The sequence below is a fragment of the Desulfomonile tiedjei genome (genome assembly GCA_016212925.1).
In the GTDB taxonomy this organism is placed as follows: domain Bacteria; phylum Desulfobacterota; class Desulfomonilia; order Desulfomonilales; family Desulfomonilaceae; genus JACRDF01.
In genome coordinates this window covers 58,594-81,706 of sequence record JACRDF010000041.1, presented here as the reverse complement: position 1 = coordinate 81,706, position 23,113 = coordinate 58,594, and the positions used below count along the sequence as shown (strand labels likewise).

At 55.5% G+C, this 23,113-nt stretch carries 22 protein-coding genes; 20 read left to right on the top strand and 2 right to left on the bottom strand.

Translation table 11 applies throughout. The annotated features are described in order from the left end of the window. Positions 1 to 567 precede the first annotated feature (567 nt). The 20 genes from HY913_17275 to HY913_17180 all read left to right on the top strand — a co-directional run bounded on the left by HY913_17275 (position 568) and on the right by HY913_17180 (position 19,629). Positions 568 to 1,245, top strand: coding sequence for a response regulator transcription factor (locus HY913_17275; GenBank protein ID MBI4965030.1), 678 nt, complete (start codon positions 568 to 570; stop codon positions 1,243 to 1,245). 762 nt (positions 1,246 to 2,007) lie between these two features. Continuing rightward, entirely contained in the window at positions 2,008 to 4,152 is a 2,145-nt protein-coding gene (locus HY913_17270) for a hypothetical protein (GenBank protein ID MBI4965029.1), read from the top strand. A gap of 122 nt (positions 4,153 to 4,274) precedes the next feature. Continuing rightward, positions 4,275 to 5,180, top strand: coding sequence for a hypothetical protein (locus HY913_17265; protein ID MBI4965028.1), 906 nt, complete (start codon positions 4,275 to 4,277; stop codon positions 5,178 to 5,180). A gap of 89 nt (positions 5,181 to 5,269) precedes the next feature. Beyond that, on the top strand, positions 5,270 to 5,626 hold the full coding sequence (locus tag HY913_17260) for a hypothetical protein (protein MBI4965027.1): 357 nt from the start codon (positions 5,270 to 5,272) through the stop codon (positions 5,624 to 5,626). Between the two features lie 205 nt (positions 5,627 to 5,831). Next, a complete protein-coding gene (locus HY913_17255; protein ID MBI4965026.1) occupies positions 5,832 to 6,521 on the top strand; it encodes a hypothetical protein in 690 nt (229 codons plus the stop codon). A gap of 516 nt (positions 6,522 to 7,037) precedes the next feature. After that, complete coding sequence (locus tag HY913_17250; GenBank protein MBI4965025.1) at positions 7,038 to 7,217, top strand: hypothetical protein; 180 nt, start codon at positions 7,038 to 7,040, stop codon at positions 7,215 to 7,217. Between the two features lie 16 nt (positions 7,218 to 7,233). Beyond that, the gene (locus HY913_17245; protein MBI4965024.1) at positions 7,234 to 7,974 is read left to right on the top strand and encodes a hypothetical protein; all 741 of its coding nucleotides are present in this window, start codon (positions 7,234 to 7,236) and stop codon (positions 7,972 to 7,974) included. A gap of 307 nt (positions 7,975 to 8,281) precedes the next feature. Beyond that, positions 8,282 to 8,458 (top strand): hypothetical protein, encoded by a 177-nt coding sequence (locus HY913_17240; protein ID MBI4965023.1) that lies wholly within the window; start codon positions 8,282 to 8,284, stop codon positions 8,456 to 8,458. A 718-nt stretch (positions 8,459 to 9,176) separates the two neighbouring features. Further along, entirely contained in the window at positions 9,177 to 10,817 is a 1,641-nt protein-coding gene (locus HY913_17235; GenBank protein MBI4965022.1) for a sulfatase-like hydrolase/transferase, read from the top strand. Between the two features lie 422 nt (positions 10,818 to 11,239). After that, positions 11,240 to 11,476, top strand: coding sequence for a hypothetical protein (locus tag HY913_17230; GenBank protein ID MBI4965021.1), 237 nt, complete (start codon positions 11,240 to 11,242; stop codon positions 11,474 to 11,476). Positions 11,477 to 11,480: 4 nt separating this feature from the next. Next, positions 11,481 to 11,708, top strand: a complete 228-nt coding sequence (locus HY913_17225) for a hypothetical protein (protein MBI4965020.1) — start codon at positions 11,481 to 11,483, stop codon at positions 11,706 to 11,708. A gap of 172 nt (positions 11,709 to 11,880) precedes the next feature. After that, positions 11,881 to 12,399 carry a DMP19 family protein gene (locus tag HY913_17220; GenBank protein MBI4965019.1) on the top strand — a complete coding sequence of 173 codons (519 nt, stop codon included), beginning with the start codon at positions 11,881 to 11,883 and terminating at the stop codon, positions 12,397 to 12,399. Positions 12,400 to 12,586: 187 nt separating this feature from the next. After that, positions 12,587 to 13,390: a TIGR02391 family protein gene (locus HY913_17215; GenBank protein ID MBI4965018.1), complete on the top strand. Its 804-nt coding sequence runs from the start codon at positions 12,587 to 12,589 to the stop codon at positions 13,388 to 13,390. 114 nt (positions 13,391 to 13,504) lie between these two features. After that, positions 13,505 to 13,924: a hypothetical protein gene (locus tag HY913_17210; protein ID MBI4965017.1), complete on the top strand. Its 420-nt coding sequence runs from the start codon at positions 13,505 to 13,507 to the stop codon at positions 13,922 to 13,924. 60 nt (positions 13,925 to 13,984) lie between these two features. Continuing rightward, positions 13,985 to 15,010, top strand: a complete 1,026-nt coding sequence (locus HY913_17205; protein MBI4965016.1) for a 4Fe-4S binding protein — start codon at positions 13,985 to 13,987, stop codon at positions 15,008 to 15,010. Further along, complete coding sequence (locus tag HY913_17200; GenBank protein MBI4965015.1) at positions 14,997 to 15,350, top strand: hypothetical protein; 354 nt, start codon at positions 14,997 to 14,999, stop codon at positions 15,348 to 15,350. Before HY913_17205 ends, HY913_17200 begins: the two co-directional genes overlap by 14 nt. Then, positions 15,347 to 16,504, top strand: a complete 1,158-nt coding sequence (locus HY913_17195; protein MBI4965014.1) for a hypothetical protein — start codon at positions 15,347 to 15,349, stop codon at positions 16,502 to 16,504. Before HY913_17200 ends, HY913_17195 begins: the two co-directional genes overlap by 4 nt. Before the next feature lie 212 nt (positions 16,505 to 16,716). After that, on the top strand, positions 16,717 to 17,415 hold the full coding sequence (locus HY913_17190) for an enoyl-CoA hydratase/isomerase family protein (GenBank protein ID MBI4965013.1): 699 nt from the start codon (positions 16,717 to 16,719) through the stop codon (positions 17,413 to 17,415). Between the two features lie 57 nt (positions 17,416 to 17,472). Continuing rightward, the gene (locus HY913_17185) at positions 17,473 to 18,435 is read left to right on the top strand and encodes an alpha/beta hydrolase (GenBank protein MBI4965012.1); all 963 of its coding nucleotides are present in this window, start codon (positions 17,473 to 17,475) and stop codon (positions 18,433 to 18,435) included. A 222-nt stretch (positions 18,436 to 18,657) separates the two neighbouring features. Then, positions 18,658 to 19,629 carry a pyridoxal-phosphate dependent enzyme gene (locus HY913_17180; protein ID MBI4965011.1) on the top strand — a complete coding sequence of 324 codons (972 nt, stop codon included), beginning with the start codon at positions 18,658 to 18,660 and terminating at the stop codon, positions 19,627 to 19,629. 286 nt (positions 19,630 to 19,915) lie between these two features. On the opposite strand, the gene HY913_17175 is transcribed toward HY913_17180, so the two are convergent. After that, positions 19,916 to 20,974, bottom strand: coding sequence for a tartrate dehydrogenase (locus HY913_17175; protein ID MBI4965010.1), 1,059 nt, complete (start codon positions 20,972 to 20,974; stop codon positions 19,916 to 19,918). 595 nt (positions 20,975 to 21,569) lie between these two features. After that, positions 21,570 to 23,087, bottom strand: a complete 1,518-nt coding sequence (locus tag HY913_17170; GenBank protein MBI4965009.1) for a YIP1 family protein — start codon at positions 23,085 to 23,087, stop codon at positions 21,570 to 21,572. Between the last annotated feature and the right edge of the window lie 26 nt (positions 23,088 to 23,113).

Below are 23,113 nucleotides of genomic sequence, written 5' to 3'. Positions count from 1 at the left end.
TTGACATAAACCTCCACGCAAGATTTTTTCCCAGCGCCTACGCGGTTTTCCGGCCCGAACACGGAGATTGGTCTTATTCCGGTAGCGCCGGCGTCTCGCCGGTAACAATGCCTTCTCGGCGCGAACGTACGAGCCTGCACCGGTAAATTGTGAGGTCGGACGGGAGTGAACTAGGATTTCGAGCGGCTTTTTTCTTGACAGCCCGTGCGTCCACAAGCTATGTTCAGTATAGGGAACTGTATCAGCATCCGTTAAGACAGGAAACAACATTACTTAGTTAAATTAAACGAAAACTCCCGTGTTGGGCGGTACCGAGACCGGCCCCGCTCATAAAATTGAACCCTGTTTCGTCTCCCTAGAGACAATGGACAGCCCTTCTTGTCCAACGTGTCCGTGAGTCTCCAACAGCTCCAGAGTAGACAGGCCGGGGGGGCCTGAAGTGAATAGGGGTCTCTCTATAGCTGCGCAGTTGCGCCATACGGGATGGGGGTTAGCTGCGAACAAATCAAGCCGAGCGCAACCTGCCGATATCACGGCCGGGCGGCGAGCCACCGCAGGGGGGTAAGAGTGGCTGGAAAGAAGGGAATCCTGATCGTCGATGAGCATCCTCTTTTCAGGGAGGGGGTCAAGAGCATTCTCGCACGAAATAGCACCTTCGAGGTCCTCGGCGAAGCCGGACAGGCGCTCGCGGCTTTGCGGCTTGCAGTGGAACTCAAGTCCGATCTCGTGTTGATAGGCATCTCGGTGCCGGACCATAGCGGAATCGAGCTGACGAAGGCTTTGAAAAGGTATGTTCCCCACACCGCCCTGTTGATCCTAAGCGTCAATTCCGCAACCAATTACGTCGCGGACTCTTTTGCAGCGGGTGCGGCCGGATACGTGTTGAAAGACTGCCTTCCCGAGACCCTTTTACATGCTCTTGATGTTGTGTCACAGGGGGGTTACTTTCTGGACGGCCCCGTCTCCGGCGACACTGTGAATCGTCTCAAAGCTCATGCCGGAAGTCACGCACAAACGGATCTTTCACGCTATGAATCGTTGACCCGTCGACAAAAGCAGGTGCTGCAACTCCTGGTCCGCGGTCTTTCCCATAAGGCCATTGCCCAGAAGCTGTGTATTAGTCCGAGAACCGTCGAAGGTCACCGCAACGAGATCATGAGGAACCTCGATCTTTTGAACACGGTTGAGTTGACTCGGTACGCCTTAGGAGCCGGCCTGCTCGAGCCCGATGGCGATGACGTGTGACGGCTTCCGTTCCGTCCCCGCGGCCTGGCTTCAATGCCAACCTCACCCCCTTGCGACAAAATCACGTACTTTCCCCTGCCAAATCAGGGATTTTCCCGTATCGACAGAATATCCAAACGACCTGTAAACTGATATAGACCAAAGAACTAAAACAACGTAGTTCGGGGGGAACAAGGGCCGCGGTGACTCGCACATCCGCGAGGGTCTTGACGTCACCGTCGGTTTCGGCGACGCGCGACGTGGGGGGGGGCAGCAGAATGCAACAACGGATGCCATGCCTGCTATTACTCGGTCGCACCAGTGAACCACTGCTCGGTCAACTATCTAAGTGTGGTGTCCCCGGAACACCGGCGCGGAACGCGCGAATCACCTCGGGGAAGCCAAAAAATCGGATGGATATCGCAGGGGAGTTGGGAACCACCGGCTCCCCTGTTTTTTTTATTTGCCGGGGCATCCGGGGGCCCCATCGGATGGTGACCCTTGCTATCAGGTGTTTTAGCTTCGCTGACTGTCATCCGGTTAAGAATGGTTTCCTCCTAATTACGAGATAAGGAGGTGACTACAATTTCATGGCAGGCTCCGCCGGCTTCGATGAGCGTGACAAAACGGCAAGGAACCGCAAGCAGGTCCCTTTTCACAAAGGACGCCGACGCGGCGAACTTCTTGGAGTTTGAGAGGCCATCCGGGTGACCGGCCAAGACCCTGAAAGCCGCCAATGTGGAGGGCCCACGGAATAATTCCAATTAGCGAGGGGGGGAGACCATGAGACAGTTCAAATCGCTGCAACCGTTTGGATTGCTCAAGGGATTCGACGCGGAAATCCACGGTGACGAACCTATTGTCCGTGTCGAAGAGTCCAAAAACACCATTGTGGTTTCGTACCAGTTTCCAGGTTTGTTCTTCACCGATCAGAGCCGTGAGTTAGGCGGCGAGAAACTTCCGTTCACCGGGATCGACATTTCCAAGACCGGGTCCGTTGCAGAGAGCGGCAAGCCGTTGCTCCCTTCATTCGGGAGATATGTGCAAATCCCGTTCAATTGTGACTACCGGATCGACGTCGAGACGGGCGATGCTACTCATTTCGACAATGTTCTGGTCTCTCCCGCTCAGATGCAAGAGACCGACGACCCGAACCGAGAACGCATCTTCGAATTCGAGAAGGATGTCTATGCTGCCGACCAATGGTACCCGGCAGATGTGGTGAAGGTGACCGGCCCGTACGAGATGGACGAATACACAGCGCTCCTGGTGCATGTGCGACCGGTGCAGTACAACGCGGCGCAGAAGCGACTGAGAGGCTTCGGCAACGTCACCGTCACCATAACGCTCACGCCGAAAAAGAAGCTGAAAGAGAAGCCGGCCTCCGCCGACCCGGAACGGACCAAGGAAGCGTTCGGCAATCTGTTCCTCAATCCGAGGAGGGGCATTGCATCACGTCTGGACATTGTGCCCGGGAGGGACCGTGCCCTTGCCGACAAAACCGAGCCGGATTTTCTCATCGTCTACCATGATTCGCTGCAACAGGCTGCCCAGAAGTTGGCCGACTGGAAGACCATGCTTGGACTCCAAACGGAGACCGTTTCCGTAAACGCTGCCGGCGCTTCGGTCAAGGCATTGAAGGCTCACATACGGGCCCGAAGGGAGGCCGCGGGGTCTCGTCTCCGGTATGTCCTCCTGCTGGGCGACGTCGACATGATCCCGTCGGAAAAGGTTACCGGCACAGCCTTTGAAACTCCCGGTTACGAGCCCGACAACGTCACCGACTACTACTATTCTACGCCCAGGGACCCTCGAACCCAGGAAGACCTCGTGTTTCCTTGGCTTTCCATAGGCCGCATCCCGGTGAACACGCAAAAGGAAGCCGACGCGGTGATCGAGAAGATCATCGCATACGAAGGGGACCCTCCCGGCGATCCCGAATACTACAAGCGGATGAGTTTCGCAGCCTATTTCCAGGACTGGGACCAAAACGGTACGGATGACCGAAACTACATGAAGACCATCGAGTCTATTCGAGATCATTTGATGACTCTCGGGTTCCAGGTCCAGAGAGTGTATGTGTCGGACAATCCCCATCCTCAATTCTTCCGGGATGGCACCCCGGTGCCGGAGCAAGTCAAAACTGCGATCATGGGCATGGACGTCGCCACACACGCGCTGATTTTGGCCATGGACGAAGGGCAGCTTGTCATGGCGCACAGGGACCATGGTTCTGATGAAGGCTGGGTTCATCCTTCCTTCACGAACGCCGACCTGGATGCTGTTTCAGGCAAGCTCCCCACGCCATTCTTCAGCGTGAATTGTCTCACGGGTCATTTCGATCTGGCGAATCAGCGGAAGTGCTTTGCAGAGAAGTTGGTCGCCATGGAAGCAGGAGCGCCATCGCTCATAGCAGCGACGAGGGTCTCGCAGACATGGCTCAATGATGCGCTTATGAAGGGGGTTTTCGATGGCCTCTGGGCCGGTGTCCTCGCCACATTTCCCGAGACAATTGCGAGTTACCCCGTGTCCGGTCATCGGCTCGGAGACATCCTCAATTATGGGAAGTCCTATTTGCCTATATCCAAAAGCGGCTCCGATTGGTACATCCGGGACCACTTTGAGATCTATCATGTGGTGGGTGACCCAACGTTGTCCATTTGGACGAAGCAACCCAGGATGACCACGGTGGAAGCGAAGATTGCGGCCCAAACCCTTTATGTGACCCTATCCGACTGTCCCAAGGGTGCGGTGGTTACTTTGTGGCTCAAGGGCCAGATGCTCAAACGCATAGAGCCCTCATCGACCCAATTCACGGTATCCTTGAGACTCCTAATTCCTCCGGAGGAACCGTCCGGGAGTGGGCCGCTGTTCGTATGCTTCTTTGCGCCCGGACACCGTTTTGTGAAACACCGCGTCGTGGGGTAGCCGGGGCTCCGGAAGCCGACTCGGTACGACAAAGAGATCTCTAAGGAAAACCGACCACAACCCTGGTGTGAGGTTTCCCGATAAGGGGAAGCCCACACTGACTTCAACGAGGAGGTGCAACAATGTTCCAGGTAACCGTAGAAATTTTCTCCGGCCGCCCGAATCCTTCGTGGCTGGTCAGCGGTCCCCAGGCCCAGGAAATCCTCAAAAACCTCACCAGGTCCCGTGAGGCCATGGCCGACGCTGATTCAGGAACTCAGAAGCTCGGGTATCGAGGGATTTCCATTGAACTCCTTGCCGACCAGGGAGAGAAAGAGTTTGATCTCCCTGGGACCTTCCTGATTGGAGGAGGCTCGTCCGCGGACGAGTCAAAAGGGCTGGAAATAGCCACGCGTCTGATCGAGACCGCACCGGCACCCGAGGCCGACGCGGCTACGCCCTTGGACGCTGACTTGAAGAAGCTCATTCTCTCGGAGATCGCCGCTTTCCCGGATGCGCTGGCCGCGATCGAGCCGGATCCCGGGTACTCCTCGGCGGCTGATGGGGTGGATCTGGATGTGCCGGCCGATGCTACGAGTTGCGGGATTGAGTTGGGCGCCTTCAATCCGGGATTCTGGAACAACGATCCGAACGTGTGCCGGAACAACAACTGTTACAACTACGGCACTAATCGGAAGACCAATACGTTTGCCCAGCCCGGAAGAGCCTCGGGCCGGTACCCATACCCGATGGCCTGCCCGGACGTTAGCCAGGCAGCCATCTCGGATGGTGCTCATGTCCGGTTCCACTGCTGCCCCGACACCGAAAAGCCGCGCTGGTTCGTAGCACTGGTTGTTTGGCCGGGAGGCGATTACCATTGGTATCGGAAGCACCGTGAAGGATTCTGGGGGCATAAGCCCGGCGGGACCCCTGCCAAGAACACCGACAACAGAGGAATCGTCATCGGTGATCCCCGCACCTGTGATCGGGGACCGTACACGCATTTCTGCGGCTTCTTCTACGTGTGCAAAAACGTGAGAGTCAGGTAGGATAGTACCGGAGAACTTACTCGGGACGAGAGGCGGCGTGAGAAACCACAACACGTGAACCTCTCGCCCCTTCTCCGGAGGTCATGGGAATGCAGGTGGAACTCGACATCTTCAGCGGTAGGCGGAACCCTTCCTGGGACCTCCACCCGGGCCAAGCCGATGAGTTCCTGAGACTGCTGCGACACCTACCTGCGACTGAGACCGTCGAGCCAATTCCAGACGGTCTAGGCTATCGCGGAATGATTGTGAGGCCCTCACGAGACGAAAAACGTGATCTCGACGAGATCGTCGTCTGCCGCGGTCGCGTGACAATCCGGCGAGGCGACGAGATCCACCAATTGATCGACGAAGATCATGCACTGGAGCGATGGCTGATCGGCACGGGCCGAGACACGTTGGGTGAGGATTTCTTCCGGGAAGTCTTGGACCTGATCCACGGAATCTAATGCCGGCGCTAAGAGGGGGAAGAAAGGGGCAACCCTGCTTTTGGCTCATTTGGACGTGCCTAGTCCAGCCCGGTCGCGAACAAGGTTCCGATGTCCGGCGATGAGTCCAGAACCGACTCCACTCCAACTATAGAACCGTGGGTACAACAGGGGAGCACACCGCTTCTCAACTTATTGACTGGATTCTTCCGAAAGGAGAAAGAAGATGGCCGCAGTTGTCACCTACAAAGTTGTTGAGGACCTTGATGGGAAACTTGGAAAAACAGCCAAAATCGCCTGCAATTTTTGGAATCGGTTCATAACGCCGAAATCGAATACCATAATCAGATTGGAGACATTCACGAGCCAGGGAAGGACGATTGCCGAGGCATATATGCCATGGGAATCCGGGGGTAGTTGGTATGGCAGGATAAGGTTCAATACAAAATATCTGGGGCAATTCACCGATTTTGAGATTGCCGGAACAATTATTCATGAGATTGGGCACACATTGGGTTTCGGCTGGGACCAATGGATGAATCTTTTTGATCATGATTCAGCAAGGTTTTACGCGGATCCCATCAGAACCGTCGAAGAATTAAAGGATATGCTGGTTGAGAAGGACGGTGGGCCGGGGACAGCCTATGCTCATTGGGATGAAGAAACCTTTGATAAGGAGCTTATGACGGGTTACAAGGATAAGGCTGAGCACGTATTGCCGGCGACTATCAAGATTATGGCGCTCCTTGGACACAGCGTCAACGAGAGTGTGAATCAGAAGACGGACCTAGACCTGCTAATGCAGGAGGTCGAAGGCGTGGCCTTTACTCGGAGTGATGAGATTAAGAAACTCAACCTGGAAGATTTCAGGCAGACTCCTCTCATGGAGGAGGTCTTTGCAGGAGGTGGACGCTGATTGTCAGACTGTTGGTTTGAAATCGGGATTCGGAATTCCGGGGACATAATGGCAATTTATTGTTGACGTGAAGGGTTCCCCTTACAGTGCGGCAGGGGTTTCGAGCAAACCGGTCATTCCGCGTATCAGGCAGTAAGCAACCCGCGGCAGCAGACCTTCTTCTTGGCTGCGATGGTTTCATCACCCGCGTTCAGAAAACGATGGGGCGGGTTGTGCGAAGGAAGAGAGTCCAGACAGGAAGGGTGGCAACAATTATGCGGATTGCCAAAAGTAATGTCCGTTTGGCCACGATATGATCAGCCTGGTTTTCAGACCGCATCGACGGGGCCTACTCTGTCAGAGGGTTATAAAGCCCGTCGTTCCCGCGAAAGCGGGAACCCAGGAAATCCCGCGTGCCGCGGGACTGGATTCCTGCTTCCGCAGGAATGACGAAACGGAGTGCCTGCAAATCGGACAAGAATTATGGCAACTGCTATAGGCGTTGCGTACTCAAAACCTGGAAGGAGACCTACGGTCATGGCTCAAGAATTCCAGTGCAAACAAACCGGATGCTCCGAGAAGGTAAGCTACGAACCTGATGAGGTCATAGCGTTACGGCTGCGGGAGTCAAAGCGCACCTCCATTCTGAAAGGCTCGAAAACCGTCTATCTGAAGTGCCCGAAAGGTCACACTCATCCTTACAATGTTGGTTCATAGGCGGAGGGGGTCCATCATGAACGGTGGCAATGAGCGGATCGAGCCAAAAATTGATGACCGTTACTGGTTTACATACTCGGAGAAGCTAATAGGCAAGGCTCAGGAAAGTAGGGACCAGGCTGCCGAGAAAATCCAGAAACTGGTCATATGGCTTTGGGGCATTTATACTGCCGGCGCTGCCGTGGGCTTTGCGTTGTCGGGCAAGGCCCTTTCACTCTGGCCAACAATACTGATTGCCGCGGCAAGCGCCTTCCTGATCGCTGTTTACTGGGGCACAATTTGGGTCCAGGTACCAGTTGTCGCTAAGTTCGATCCGCGCGCGCCCGCAGATATTAGAGAGGCATATAATGCCTGTGTCGTGGCTAAAGCTTGGCGATTGAAGGTCACTCTCTTTTTGTCGGTCTTGGCAGCTTTCATGGTTTCGCTGGCCCTCATTGTCGCGTCTGTGAGCGAAGGACAAAAGCCTGCGGTGCACGAATTCGCAGCCACGATTCACCCGGATGGGGACAAGCGTACGCTGTCTATTACCGGAGCGGTTGGCAAGACCAAAAAGGTGAAAGTACTTGTGCAGCCGGTGGTGTCCGGTAAAGAGTCCGGCAAAAGTAGCGAATTTGTACTAACGCCGACGGCCGGAGGGCTGCTGCAAACCAGCCTCCCCTTGGACCCTGGTATTACCGAGGCTGACGTGACGCTTGAATGGCAAGACCCATCCAAGATGAAAGTCCAACTTTCCAAGCGGGCGCTACAAGTGAACTAGACGATCAAGAGAAACGGAATTCTTCTTTTCTTAAGAAGAAAAAAGGGACATTCCACTTCTTGTCCACTGAAGGCAGTCCGTTACCGCACCGAGCACTGGCAGAGGGAGGCGGGGGCCTGCACAGCCTCCCACATCACATTCCGGCCTCGCAGCCGTCGAGAAACAGGGTCTCAAAAGTAGAATGTGCCCACGTGTTTTCCAGGCTACCCGAATACAGTAGCGCACCCATCGGTCAGATGGTTGCCACCGACCCACATCATCACATCGCTCCGAGTGGCAATCCGCGGCAGCAACCATCGACCCACCAGTGCCGGTGTTGCATCTCTATGCCCAGCCCGAAGATCCGAGATACTTCGCGGCACAGGAGGACTTCAGCGCCGCACATCCGTGGTTCCACGTAACCAAATTGGAAGCACGCAGTCATTTCCCCATGTTCGAGATGCCTGATGAAATGGCAACAGCCATCGAGAGGTTCGTTGCCTGAATTCCGCTCGGTTTGGCCGCGATTGGAAGGACGGTCCAAAGAAGAAAGCCGGGGCAAATTTGAAGGAGGGGCGTAATTGCGTTCAGTGTAGCAGGAACTCCGCTCATTCCTATTTTCCCACCAACATCTCCGTCTCATACGGATTCGCTTTCAAACGGTGAAGATTGTTTGATCCAAAATCAGCACGGACCTGAGGTCACTCAGGTCCGTGCGGGATCTACCTGATCCTTCAGTGTTTGAACGCGACCTGGTATCACGGATGTCGCACTTCATCATGTCAAGGGCTGGAATCGAGTCATTATCGCTTATGGTCATGTCAGGGCTCTGCAAGGACCTTTGTCTCCATGACGAGAATCGCGTCGGCTATGGACGGATGCCGCTGCCCGCCGAATGGGTATGCGGACAAATGTAGTTGACCAGAGGCCGAGCCGTGAGATACGGTCAGTTAGATAAAGAAACAGGCTCTTTCATAAATTTGAGGACGGGTCTTGTACTCTGTCCCCGCGTATGGGTGGGACCAAGTGGGGGACCTCTACAGGATCAAAGGAAGCAAGCCTTAAGGCTCAGAGTTCTCGAAAAAAGCAACTTGCCTCACGAATGAGGAGGCTTTACTAGCGGACATCCTGTTTGGTGGAAGGAGAGTGGCACAGTGTTACGACTATTGAAATGGGTTCTGGGGAAGAAGGAGAGAGTAGCGGGTCTCGCTCTCGTGGCCGCGATGATCGTGGGATTTCCGGCATCGAGCCCGGTCCGGGCCGAGGACATCACGCGGGGCTCAGTGACGGGCCAGACCGCGGCCAAGGGATACGACCACCCCGGACAGTACCTCCATGTTCTGCCGGTCACGATTGCGGAAAACATGGAGCCTGTCATTGTCCATGCCGAACAGGAAAAAGAAGCCAGGCAGAAGCTAGCCACCCTGGAGAAGAGTTTCGGCAAGAAGCCTAACATCCTTATCTTTATTATGGATGACGTGGGGTGGATGGACCCCGGCTTTAACGGGGGAGGCGAAGCGGTAGGCAATCCGACTCCGAACATGGATCGGTTGGCTCAGGCCGGCTTGATTCTCACCTCGACCTATTCGACACCGAGCTGCACGCCCACGCGAGCCACGATCCACTTGGGCCAGAATCCCCTGCATCATGGCCTGCTTCGCCCGCCGATGTACGGCGAGCCCGGTGGGTTGGACGGCGCGGTCACGGTGGCTACAGTCCTCCAGAAGCTGGGCTACGTCACTCAGGGCGTGGGTAAGTGGCACATGGGCGAAAACGAGGGCTCGTTACCTCAAAACGTTGGGTACGACGACTTCTACGGCTTCCTGGGCGTTTCCGACATGTACACCGAATGGCGCGACATCTACTTCAACCCGGAGATCGCGCTGAGTCCTTCTCGCTTCGCCATGATGCAGAAGCTCCCGTTCAACCACAACAACGTCCACTGCGTGAAAGGGAAGAAGGACGTTGAGAATGTGTACGAGATCAACCTCTCGACCATTGGGAACCTCGACCAGGACTGGGCGGACTATAGTGAAAAGTTCATCCGGAAGATGGTCAAGAGCGATCGACCCTGGTTCCTGTATCACGCGACGCGGGGCGCCCACTTCGACAACTACCCGAACGAAAAGTATGCGGGAAAGTCGCCGGCGAGGACAGTCTTTAGCGACGCCATGGTGGAGTCCGATGACATCCTGGGCCGACTGGTCCGGGCACTGGAGGAGACCGGCCAGTTGGACAACACCCTGATCGTGTTCACCTCGGACAACGGACCGGAGGGAGAAGTCCCGCCCCATGGCCGCTCGCCTTTCCGCGGACACAAGGGATCGAGCTGGGAAGGGGGCGTCCGAGTGCCGACGTTCGCCTTCTGGAAAGGTGTAATCTCGCAGCGGAAGTCCGACGGGCTATTGGATCTGGCGGACCTTTTCAATACCTGCATTTCGATTGCCGGCGCTCCCGGCGCGGAGGTCACCAAGTACTTACCAAAGGACCGGTACGTCGACGGCATCGACCAGACGTCGTTTCTGATCGCGGACAATGGCCTGTCCAATCGACGGAGCCGCATTTATACCCTCAACCAACACTTCTCCGCGGTCCGAATTGATGAGTTCAAGCTCATTGGCGTGCTGGAATTGGAGAAGGCTATTTTTCCAAGAGGCTACCAGGGCGGTTTTAGCGGCGCGATCGTCGCGGAGACCGGAGGGCCAACAATGGTCAACCTCTATACGGATCCTCAGGAGGATGTGACTGTGGGTATTCGCCACATCCCGGCCACAGTTGTGCTCGGCGCAGAGTATAACCGGTATTCTGAAGTCCTGAAGCGATTCCCGCCTCGCGTGAAAGTGGGGTTTACCAGCCCAAACTGATCACGAGAGTATCTTGGGGTGTTAAGCTCGAACTAATATTGGGTTTACTGAAGGAAGACTGGTAACACGGGTTCAAAAACAAGCAAAAACCCGGTTGGGGATAAAAGCCACTGCCGGAATACAGCGACCGGTACCCTACTGTTTTCTTGCAATGAAACCTTCGATATCGTGGCAAAACTCAGAGCGGCAATCGGAGGCAGCAGGCCTCCTTTTGTTTGACAGCAACGAACTCATCGGCCCTCTTGGGAAGAGGCTCGGCCTGGTATTCCGGTCAAAAATGCTCGTGTCAGATGAGGTGACCAACGGGAACGACGCCTTTGGCTTGTTCGCGGCATTCCCTTGCTTCAATGCTCACATGATCTTCGCCTCTCCATCAAGTATGGTATACTCGGAATTCTGAAGTTCATCGGAAGTCCGCGGACATGGAATCATTTGAGATCATTGGCGACATTTCCGAAATCGAAATCATCGCTGTCGGTAGTGCCATCCGAGAGATCGTACGATTACGGAAGCAATACGGTGAGAGCCGCTGGCGAAAACTCAAAGGAATTGCTATGATTCGCCTTGCTAATGGGCGAACACGGCGAGCCGAAATACACTGGTATGAAGCTCATGGCATAGGCAAGAAGGAATTCAAACGCAAGCGTTATTTGGACTAGACTCATGAAAACACGTTTTGCCGTGTGCGTTGACAACTCTGAGTACCCCGCTTCCTTGGAGGTCCACAAGATTTATCGCGTGATCCCGGATCAAGAGGCCGAGCGTGACGGAGATTTGCGCATCATTGATGAAAGCGGGGAAGATTACCTGTATCCTGCCAAGTATTTTGTGGCGATAGCCATGCCGCAAGAAACCGAACGGGCCCTCATGGATTCGTTTGATAGGACTTAGCGGTCTGCTTGATGAAGACTGCCAAGAGCCTGACATGCGATGGGATTGAAGCGAGGCAGGTCGGATCTTGAATTACATGGCTGGACAGGGCCTTTTAATGAGCGACCCTTCCTTCCGGGCCGAGAGCCGATGTTTCAGGGCCTGAATCCATCCACGTAGGGAGTTTCCGTCGATGGATACCGCCGCAACAAAGAAGAAAAAGCCCAAAGGGGATAACCGGATCGACAGACCCGTTAGCGATGAGGACTGGCCATGGGAGATCGCCTCAGACTTGGACGATTACATTGAGTTCCATGAAGGGGAGGTAGTTTTACGGGAAACGATGGCCCCGGCCACGCCTGGCCAGCGGGCCATTTATTCTTGCGTATGGTACGAATACGAGGTCTGTAATGGTGGGCATGAGCAATTCTTTTGGAACAGCACGGGTATCCTGTGCGATGAAGCGTTAGCCGGGTTCATTAGACTGGGGGCAACGGAATATGCTGCTGTGCTGAAAGCTGCTACTTCCCTATTCCCTAATGGAACTCCGTCCAAGGACAGAAAGACGCGTAAGGAACAACTGGAGAAAATCCCCAAAGAAGACCTGAACCGGCTGGACAATTCACTTTATGAACTCAAGGAGCAACAGGGCTTTGACGAGACTCTCATTCGGTATGTTAGGACACATCCTGAGGAGTTCTTCATTCAGTGAAGTGTGCGAAAACAAGAGCCATTTTGCTTTTGAGGCGTTGCTTCTGGCGTGTTGCTGAGTCGATTTGCACCACGATCTCATGTTGGCGACGGATCGTCCGGAATTCCCGGCTCAACTTACCTAATTCTCGACCCGAAGCGCAAAGTGGGCATGGTGTCCGGGGAATTCGAACCATGGAGGTCTTCTCATGAGCGCGTTCCCTATGTTCAACGGGAACCACATGGAAGCGCTTGCCCAAGTTCTGGGGGAAGAAGTCACGGGAAGCACGTTGACCAACATATTCCGTGCTTGTGGCATAGAGGACACCTCAGGGCAAAGCACAAAGTGGCGGCGCATTTATCACTCTCTCTTGGAAAGACAAAGTCAGGATCAATGCGGGAACAATATTGCAGCTTTCATTAAGGCGGTCATGTCTCCCGGCCGCTTCATTAATGCTAATGATCGTTTCGAGACCAGCCGGAGTAAATTGAATGCAATTCTTCTGTTCGATGGGCTGGAGTTGAATAAGGAAGGCGAGTTCCGGAAGGTTAAGGCAGCCCGAACAATCAGGGAAGCGGAAGAGCGGGCGCAGGTACTGAGGAAGAAACTATCAGAACGGAAGGTTCATGAAGAGGTGATGAAGTACTGCAGTGCTGAACTATTGCAAGACAACTACTTTCACGCAGTCTTTGAGGCGGCCAAGAGCCTCTCACAGCGGATCAGAGACCGAACGGGGTTGCAGTCTGACGGCGCGGCGTTACTGGATGAAACCTTCTCTCTGAAAAAACCATTGCTTGCTTTCAATTACCTTCAAACGGAAACAGAACGGTCAGAACACACAGGCTTTGCTCTGTTGCTCAAAGGATGTTTCTGCGCCATCAGGAATCCACTCGCGCACGAGCCAAAAATACTCTGGAAGGGTGAAGATGATGCTGCGGACTATTTGACTCTTATCTCGCTGCTTCATCGAAAACTCGATGAGGCTTTTGTTGTTCCGTACCCAACGAAATGAGATCGAAACCGGGCAATGTGGCATTACCATAGCCGTTGGAACTTGCTCAATATGGGCCTCCTCGGAAAGCAATCACATAACCACCAGTTCGATGCGCGAGAAAGGAAAGAGGCAATGAGCAGGACCGTGCAGGCAATCGTCATTGCTCTGTTTAGTACACTTGTTTTTACTGTGGCCGCGGCGGCACAACAGATCAGTGTTAAGAAACTTCCAGCATCCGTGGTCAAGACAGTTCCGCAATGCGGAGACACGAGCGTTGACCCGGATTCAAACGAGATTTCTATAGCTTTCAGCAAAGATATGTTGAACCAGAGTTGGTCTTTCGTCCAGTTGTCAGGAGAATCATTTCCCAAGCTGATCGGAAGTCCCAAGTACTTGAACGACAAGCGCACCTGCGTGGTAAAGGTTGCACTGGAAGCCGAGAAGACTTACGCGATATGGCTCAATTCCGAAGCCTTCCGGAATTTCAGAGATTTGGACAATCAGCCTGCTGTCCCGTACCTTCTCGTGTTCAGGACGGGGAAGAGAAAATAGGCCATTCAGAGTGCAACCATTCGGGACCGGCCTGGTGCATGATATTTCTTGGAGACAACCATGGAAAGCAGACGTTCATTCCTCATGAAATGGATCATGTGTCTAATCGCCTTTGCCACTACATACAATGTTCAAGCCGGCGACAGGGAATCGCAGCTCAAAGGCGGCCGAAAGATAAATAAAGCCCTTGTGCTTTGGTACAGCCAAACAGGCCACACGAAAATACATGGCAGGCTCATAGCTCATGTTTGGGAGAAGCTCGGGTTGAATGTTGTTGCTTCCGAAGTGAGAGAATTTGATAAAAGATCTATAAACGACTTTGATCTCATTTTGATAGGTACTCCGGTCTTTTACTATGACATTCCGGGCTATGTAAGTGATTGGATAAAGTCCTTGCCTTCCCTGGACGGAATTCCGGTTGCTTCTTTTGTTACTTACGGCGGTCCCGAAGGCGATCAGCATAATGCTGCCTGCACAACACTTGAGCTGCTTGCCGAGAAGGGTGGAGTCCCTGTGGGCATGCGAACCTTTATGAATATGGGGACTATGCCTACCGTGTGGTCGGATGAACATGTTCCGGAGAATCTTTGGAACAACAGACACCTCCCGAATGAACAAACATATTCCGATGTACGAAGTTATGCCTCCTTCCTGGTTGAGCAAGTGAAGCAGGGCAATCATATTAGAGTCCACAAACAACTAACCCTCAGAAGAATGGTGACCTTTCTTGGCCCTATCTGGTGGACCAAACTCACCGTCAGCAAGCACACTATTGACAAGGACAAATGTACCAAATGTGGAACATGCCAGTCAAAATGCCCTGTGCGTGCTATTGATCCTGTGTCGGGACATGTGGACAAAGAGCGTTGTGTTCTTTGTTTCGGGTGCCTCAACAATTGCCCGGCCCAGGCAATCGTCATGGAATATGGAGGTAGAAAGCTCTTTGGCTTCTGGGAGTTGCTTAGACGAAAAGGCATCACCATCAAGGAACCGGAAGAACTGCGGCATGCTAACGCGAAAAGCAGCGGTCGAGAAAACGGGATCCTCAGACCTGGAAAGAAATGTAGCCCTCATGGCCAAGGATAAAAGCAAGCTGAACCAGAAGTACCAGGTATGGATAGAGGCTCGCCAGCGCCACAAGCTGTCTGATGCTCAAGTTCAAATGGCACGCGAACTGGGGATGAATCCCGAAAAACTCGGCAAGCTGGACAACCACAACCAAGAGCCGTGGAAGATGCCGCTTAAGCGCTATATAGAGCACCTCTACTTCAAACGTTTAGGCAGAGAGCGACCGGACGTCGTAATGTCCATCGAGGAGCTTGTCCGTTGCAGGGAACAGAAGAAGGCTGAGAAGCGCGAGACAAAGCTGCGGCATCAGCAGATGGAAACGGCCAACCAAACACAATCCGAGGTAAACGACCCATGAGCGAGTACCAGTACTACGAATTTCGGGCCGTGGATCGTCCGTTGGCGCAGTGGGAGATGGACGAGCTGAGAGCCTGCTCCTCCCGCGCCCGGATTTCGCCTCACAGTTTTGTCAACTTCTACAACTGGGGTAACTTCAAAGGCGATCCGGACGAATGGATGGAAAAGTACTTCGACGCGTTTCTCTATCTCGCCAACTGGGGTACCCGGTGGCTCATGCTCCGCGTGCCCAAGCGATTGCTCGACCCCGGTACCGCACGGGAATACTGCACCGATGACGCCCTCTCCTGCCGCACCAAGGGCGACCACCTCATCCTGTCGTTTCTCTCCGAGGAAGAAGCAGACGAATGGGACGAAGAAGAGCATTTCCTGGCATCCCTGTTGCCACTCCGGTCGGACCTGATGCAAGGCGACTATCGCTGCCTCTACCTAGGATGGCTGCTTGCGGTTCAGGTAGGCGAAGTGGACGATGATGATCTGGAACCGCCCCTGCCCCCGGGTCTCGGCGCGCTAAATGCACAGCTTCGAAGTCTGGTGGATTTCTTGAACATCGACCTTGACCTGATCGCCGCGGCCGAGGAGAAAAGCAAAACGGTGCCTGCTAGAGGCCTGTCCAAGGAAGACACCTCCCGATGGTTGGCCAAGTTGCCGTCGAGCGACAAGGACGACGTGCTCATGAGGTTACTAGGCGGCGAGGATCCGCACGTCGGCGCCGAACTCAGGAACCGCATGCTACGCGAAATTCGTGGCGAAGGGGAGTTGGGCAGCCGTTCTACCACGAGCGCGAGGCGAACCGCAGGCCAACTTCTCGCTCGATGCGAGGTGATCGAGGAACAACGACGGAAGCGGCAAGATGAGCGGCAGGCACGGGAAAGGGCTCAGCGGGAGCGAACCGAGGCCGAAGAACGCAGGAAGCGGCTGGAATCTCTCGCAGGCAAAGAGAACGCTGTGTGGGAGCAAGTCGACAAACTAATCGGCACCAGGCAACCCGCACGGTACGACGAAGCTGTCGCACTTCTCAAGGATCTGCACGACTTGGCCCATATGAAAGGGACCAGCGCTGAATTTGGGCACCGCATGAACGCTCTTTACCGAGAACACGCAAAGAAAGTCACCCTCCTGGACAGATTCCGGGAAGCGGACCTTTCAAGCTAAGAGGGGCACGCCCAGTCAGTCGGAAAGCGGTGAAAGGCCGGGGTGGTCGAGTCTAGGGAATTGACATTACAAACGATTATTATCTGCTCCCCTTAGGACGCCTAGACAAGCCATCGGGCAGACAGGAGTTCTTCCGCTTGACACCGAGGCCTGCATCCGCCACTTTGCATGAACACAAATTCCTTCATGAGCAATAAGAGGAGATGCGATTCATGAGCATAGTCGATCTCAAGAAAGAGGGCGATGTCTTCATTCTTACCATGCAAAGCGGAGAAAATCGGTTTAACCGAACCTTTATCGACGCCATGAACGAGGCCCTGGACACAGTGGAAAAATCGGAAGGCCCGGCAGCGCTCGTGACCACCGGTGGCGAAGACAAGTTCTACTCTAATGGACTGGACTTGGCATGGCTCAGCGGCGACGGTCAGACAGAGGCCCCCGAATTCATCAAGCGCGTCCTGAAATTCCTTGGACGAGTTATGGCATTTCCGGTGCCCACTGTGGCCGCGATTAACGGGCACGTTTTCGCAGCCGGAGCCATGCTGGCCCTGGCCCATGATTTCCGGGTCATGCGGGCCGACCGGGGGTTTTTCTGCCTGCCCGAAGTGGATATCAACATTCCGTTTGTCCCCGGCATGACGGCCCTGATCAAAAGCCGGCTCACACCGAATACGTTTCGCTACTCGCTCCTGACCGGCGCCCGGATAGGCGGAGTCGCAGCGAAAGAAATGGGGATTGTCGATGAGGCCGTACCGGCCGATGATGTGCTGCCACGTGCAATAGCCGCGATTGCGCCCTTGGCCAACAAAGACCGACACACCTACGCAGCGATCAAAAGAGGGATGTACGCTGATACGCTGGCTATCTTGGAAGAGGGCGTTTTACCCGAACAGAGCACGATAGCCTTGTAAGATGGCGACTTTTGGGACAATCCCGAGCAGAATGGCTGGCGAACATATCGAGGTGCCATGGGCCAAACGGTTGATTCAACTGTTTGCCGTCTTGGCAGGAGTGAAGAGAGGGTGTACGAGGATAAACCAACAGAAGAGTTCGCATTCGGGCCGGTGCCCACTTGTTTGAATACCCCGCAGGGGCCCATCGAGTACGTTGCCGCCGGAGAAGGACCCACCGTGCTGGCAATCCATGGTGCTATGGGTGGGTACGATCAAGGACAAATCCTCGTGCGCACGCTCGGTGAACCCGGGTACCGATATGTGGCTGTGTCCCGCCCCGGCTACCTCGGCACCCCGATCACTGCCGGGCGCACCCCGGAGGAACAGGCCGACCTTTATGCGAGACTACTCGATGGGCTCGGAATCCGACAAACGGCAATCATGGCGATCTCCGGAGGCGGCCCCAGCGCGATTCATTTCGCATTGCGCCACAGCGATCGTTGCTGGGGCCTTGTCCTGATCTCGACGTGTGGCGGCAAGTTGGACGTTCGCATACCGCTCTCGTTTCAGCTTATGAAGCTGCTGGCGCGCTGGCCCGCGTTCTGCGCCATGATGCAGAGAAGGACTAAAAAGGACCTGGAACGGGCCCTCCGCCGCTCGATCGTTGACCCCAACATTCGGGCACGCACGGCCCAAGATCCGCATGTGAGGCCATTGCTGGAGGAACTGTTGGTTGGCGGATTCGACCGGATGGCTCTTCGGCTTCCCGGGACGGAAAACGACATCGCAATAACGCGGACGACCACGTACCCATTGGAGCAAATCGCAGTCCCTGTCCTGGTCGTTCATGGCACGGACGATCGCATGGTGCCGTTTGCTCGGCATGGCAAGTCGCTTGCGGAACTCATACCTGGGGCCCAACTGCTCCCTGTGGAGGGCGGCGAGCATGTGTCCATATTCACGCACCGCGAAGAAGTCAGGGCACGAGTCACGCGATTCCTCCGTGATCTGGCACCCGGAGCCGTTGAAGAAAAGTAGCCGTGCGTGCGCGGACTACTGAGTTCCAGGAGCACAATATTTGGTTCTTGACGAGAAAAGCCCTCAAGTGGGAGGCGGGGAAATGTAACGGGTTCCACGGGCGATTGCCGACGGAGTCTACGCCACGTCGCACAAAGCGGCCGGCGCAGACGCCGTGACTTCCGGCTTGAGGGCCTTAGGTATAACCCGCCACCAGACACTGCATGAGCCGGGGAAACACACGTGGTTGCACCCACTATTAACGAAATTCGCCAGGCAGCGGAACGCATTCGGCCATACGCTCACCGCACGCCGGTGCTCACCTGCGCCAGTCTGGACCGGCAGGTGGGCGCCAAGGTCTTTCTTAAATGTGAAAACCTGCAAAAGGTCGGGGCATTCAAGTTTCGCGGGGCATGCAATGCCGTGTTCTCGCTCACTGATACCGAGGCCGCACGAGGAGTGGTGACTCATTCGTCAGGCAATCACGCGCAGGCGCTCGCGCTGGCCGCGCGGCTTCGCGGAATTCAGGCATACATTGTTATGCCTCATAACGCCCCGGCGGTGAAAACCGCAGCGGTGGAAGCCTACGGAGGCAAAATCACTTTCTGCGAACCAACCCTCGAAGCGCGGGAATCCATGCTGGAGAAGGTGCTTGCTGAAACCGGGGCGACAGTGGTTCACCCGTACAATAATTATCAGGTCATGGCAGGCCAGGGTACCGCGACGCTGGAGTTGTTGCAGGATTTCCCGGACTTGGAAGTGGTCGTAACTCCTGTGGGAGGCGGCGGGCTGTTGAGCGGCACCGCGATAGCGGCGATGGAACTTTCACCCGGTATCCGAGTCATCGCGGCCGAACCCGAACAAGCCGACGACGCTTTCCGTTCGCTGGCCGCGGGAAGAATCATACCATCGGCCAATCCTCAAACCATCGCGGACGGGCTTCGGGGTTCACTCGGAGACCTCACCTTCCCTATCATACAGAGGCGTGTCGAGCAGATCGTGACGGTAAGCGAACCGGGCATTGTCGCAGCCATGAAGTTCGTATGGGAACGAGCGAAAATCATAATCGAGCCTTCGGCCGCTGTGGCGGTAGGTGCCCTGTGGGAACGCAAAATAGACCTGACCGGTCTGCGAGTGGGCGTCATACTTTCGGGTGGGAATGTAGACCTGGATAAGCTTCCGTGGCAAAGTCATCATAGCGATTGCCCGAAATGATGTCCGTTCAACAGCGCATCATCGGACCCGGAAGGCCGACGGTCCGGGACTGCCTACTCCGTCATTCCGGCAAAAGCCGCAATCCGGACGTCGTCCCGACGAAAGTCGGGAACCAGGTTTATACTGATTCGCATTGGAAATGGCACTTCAAATCGGGGGTCATTCACGCGTAGGGGCATCCCGCGTCCCGCGGGACCGTGCCCCTACCGGCTGATTTTCGCGACGGCTTTACCCTGATCTCAACACGTCCCCGTAGAGCCAAATTCTGTAGACCAAGCATCCCCGCCTAGAGCGCGGCCGCAATGGCCCGTGTAAGGTCCTCGGTCGTCGCTCTCCCGCCAAGATCCGGCGTTAGGGGCGCATTGGCCGAGCTTAGTACGGTCTCGATTGCGCGAAGGACCGCGGCCCCTGCCTCCCCTTCCCCGAGATGTTCGAGCATCATCGCTGTAGCCCAGATCTGGCCGATCGGATTCGCAATCCCCTGGCCGGCTATGTCCGGCGCGGACCCGTGTACCGGCTCGAACATCGAGGGGAACCTGCCCTCCGGATTGATGTTGGCCGACGGTGCGACAGCGATTGTCCCGGTGACGCCTGGACCAAGATCGGAGAGGATGTCCCCGAACAAGTTGCTTGCCACCACGACATCGAAGCGCTCCGGTGACATCACGAAGCGGGCGCAGAGGATGTCGATGTGATACTGGTCGGTACGAATGCCGGGATACTCGCCCGAGATCTCATGGAACCGCTCATCCCAGAAAGGCATCGAGTGGTATATGCCGTTCGACTTGGTTGCAGACGTGACGTGATCCCGGCCCAACCGCTTCGTGAGATCGAACGCGTAGCGTATAATGCGGTCCGTGCCGCGCCGCGTAAAAACGGAAGTTTGAAGGACCATCTCTGTCGGGCCCACGCCAAACCGGCCGCCAAGCTGAGAATACTCGCCCTCGGTGTTCTCTCGGACGACCCAGAAGTCGATGTCGCCCGGTTTGCGATCGCGAACCGCGGGCGTTATACCGGGCAAGAGGCGGACGGGACGAAGGTTCACATATTGATCGAACTCGCGACGGATAGGGATTAGTAATCCCCATAGTGAAATGTGATCGGGCACGCCTGGGAAGCCGACTGCGCCCAACAGGATCGCATGGTGGTCTCGGAGGCGTTCGATGCCATCCTCAGGCATCATGCGCCCCGTTGCTTTGTAGGTCTCGCAGCTCCAGTCGAAGCCGTGCAAAGCGAACTCAACCCCGAACTTGGCATTGACGGCATCGAGGACACGCAGCGCAGCGGGCACAACCTCTTTGCCGATACCGTCGCCGGGAATGACTGCAATCTCGTATTTATTCATGGTAAGGTCCACCCACTCGCGAAATTGTGCAAAGTAAGCTCGGAATCAGCGAAAAGACCTTGTTGATGGTCGGGGCCATTGATAATTCCTGCCAGGAGAAACGGGCATCCGCGCCATGAGAAACCCAAGGCAACTTGGCCGTCCTGCTCCATAGCCGGTCGCTGCGATGCCTTATACCAGGTCGCGTTCAAACAGTGAAAAGTCTGTTAGATCCAGTGAAGACCTGGGCAAGCTGTGGACCGTGGCGCCCCAGGGCCGCTCCTGATTGGCTGTTGGGTGCCACTGACCTGGGCACCAGGTCAGTGGTGATTTGGACCTATGGTACTTGCCAAAATCGATGTCCGCCGGCCCCCAACGACCCCCCTGCCATTTCTGCGTTGCTCACCCCGTCGTTCCCGCGAAGCCGGGAACCTTGTAGGCACCGGCCTCCGTGCCGGTGCACATTTTGGCCGGCAGGGACGCCGGCCCTACGATTCCTGCCTCCGCAGGAATGACGGAATGGAGTTGCCTCGAATCTGACAAAAATTTGGCAACTACCATAAATCATCTTCACCGTTTGAAAGCGAACTCGTATTATGTAGCGACCCACGCGGAGTTATTTACCGCACATGCCAAGAAGCTCTCGCCGGAGCTTCCCAGGATCGGCTGCTGCTCGAACCCTTTCTTGCCCTCCGGCCGGGGCCTTGGCCGCAGCTCGTTGTGCGAGGCTGGAGAGCCCGTATGCCAGAGCCTTGCCCCTAACCGGATTCAGGTTGGCCTGATCCGGGAGGCTTTTCAGCGCCCCATTCAGATTTCTGAAGGCTTCGTTTATCTGCGCCTGAGCAGCCTGATCGTCAAGCCCTTGAGCACCATCCACCTGACCTACGAACTCTTCGACAGCTGCACAAACCTCCGCGGGCAGCGGCCCCACGAATTGGCTCTGCTTCATGGCCTGCCTCTTAGCGGCCGCTGACCATACAGAGCCTGCCTTGAGCACCCCCACGAATGCCAGGAGCAAAATTATGCCACCCGAGATTAGAACTGCTCCCACGGCCTTGCCTGTGGTGGTCTTGTGGATCTCTCTCAGGCCGATAGCCGTCAAGACCAGCCCCCACAGGCTGGCCAACTGCCCCACGAACGGAATCGCATGAAACAAGTTCGTGACCGAGGCGTACCCGACAACCCGAAACGTTGCTTGGAATCCTTCGTCCGCACCTTTGAGAAGGTAAAGGAATCCGTGGAGCATGCCGCTCCAGACGAAAAAGGCAATGGGAATGAAAATCAACGAACCGACAAATACAAAAGCCATCCCGAAGATGAGAGCAAAGAACCCCAGCCCACCACCGAAGAACAATTTAGACCAAAGAAACGCGAGGACAACGCTCACCACAGCGGACATGGCCCCAAATAGGATTGGGTTGAAGTATCCGTCGCGTGGCGGAAGCCGGGAGAAGAACCTTGTGGGCGTAAGGAGAGATCTGGTCACGGTTTGTATGTAGGCGCTCATGGTGCCGTAGTTTTCTCTCTCTTCCCACGGGCAGTCTTTGTCTTCATCACGGCCGCGTTCGGGCGGCAACATATCGTGAGGTTGGGTGCCGGGGTCCGCGGCAGCTCTGGCAGCTCTCATGTCCAGCCACTGACCGCAGTGCGCACAACGCGGAGCATTCTGCGGAATCTCTTGTCGGCAGAACGGGCATGGCTTGGTCCCTTTGGGCTCCTGCTGCCGAACGTCCTCAGCGGCCAAATGTCCGCTCTCGATAAGGTCTTTCCTTGCTTGCGCCAGCTTACCCGGACTCAGGTCGTGGCGCCGCATGATCTCGGCATCGTGCAAGCCGCCCTTGATATCGGCGGCAATCGCAGCGAGCGGTTCCGGGAGTTTCGGCAGTGCTGAGGCTTTGCGTTCGGGTGCCGGAGCCGGCTCGCGTCGAGCCTCGGCCTGGGCTGGTATGGGTCCGGACTGAGTCGACCGGCCTTTCAAAAGAGACGCATCGAGAACTCCAACTTCCAGCAGCTTCTTGAACGCGGATTCGAGACCTTTGGAACTAAGGCCGTACTTTTCCATCAGGTCCGTATCACCCATGCCCGACTTGATGTCTTTCAAGAGTTCCTTGGCGCTGATTTTCTGTTTGCCCATATCTCATACCTCTAAGACCGGGCCGC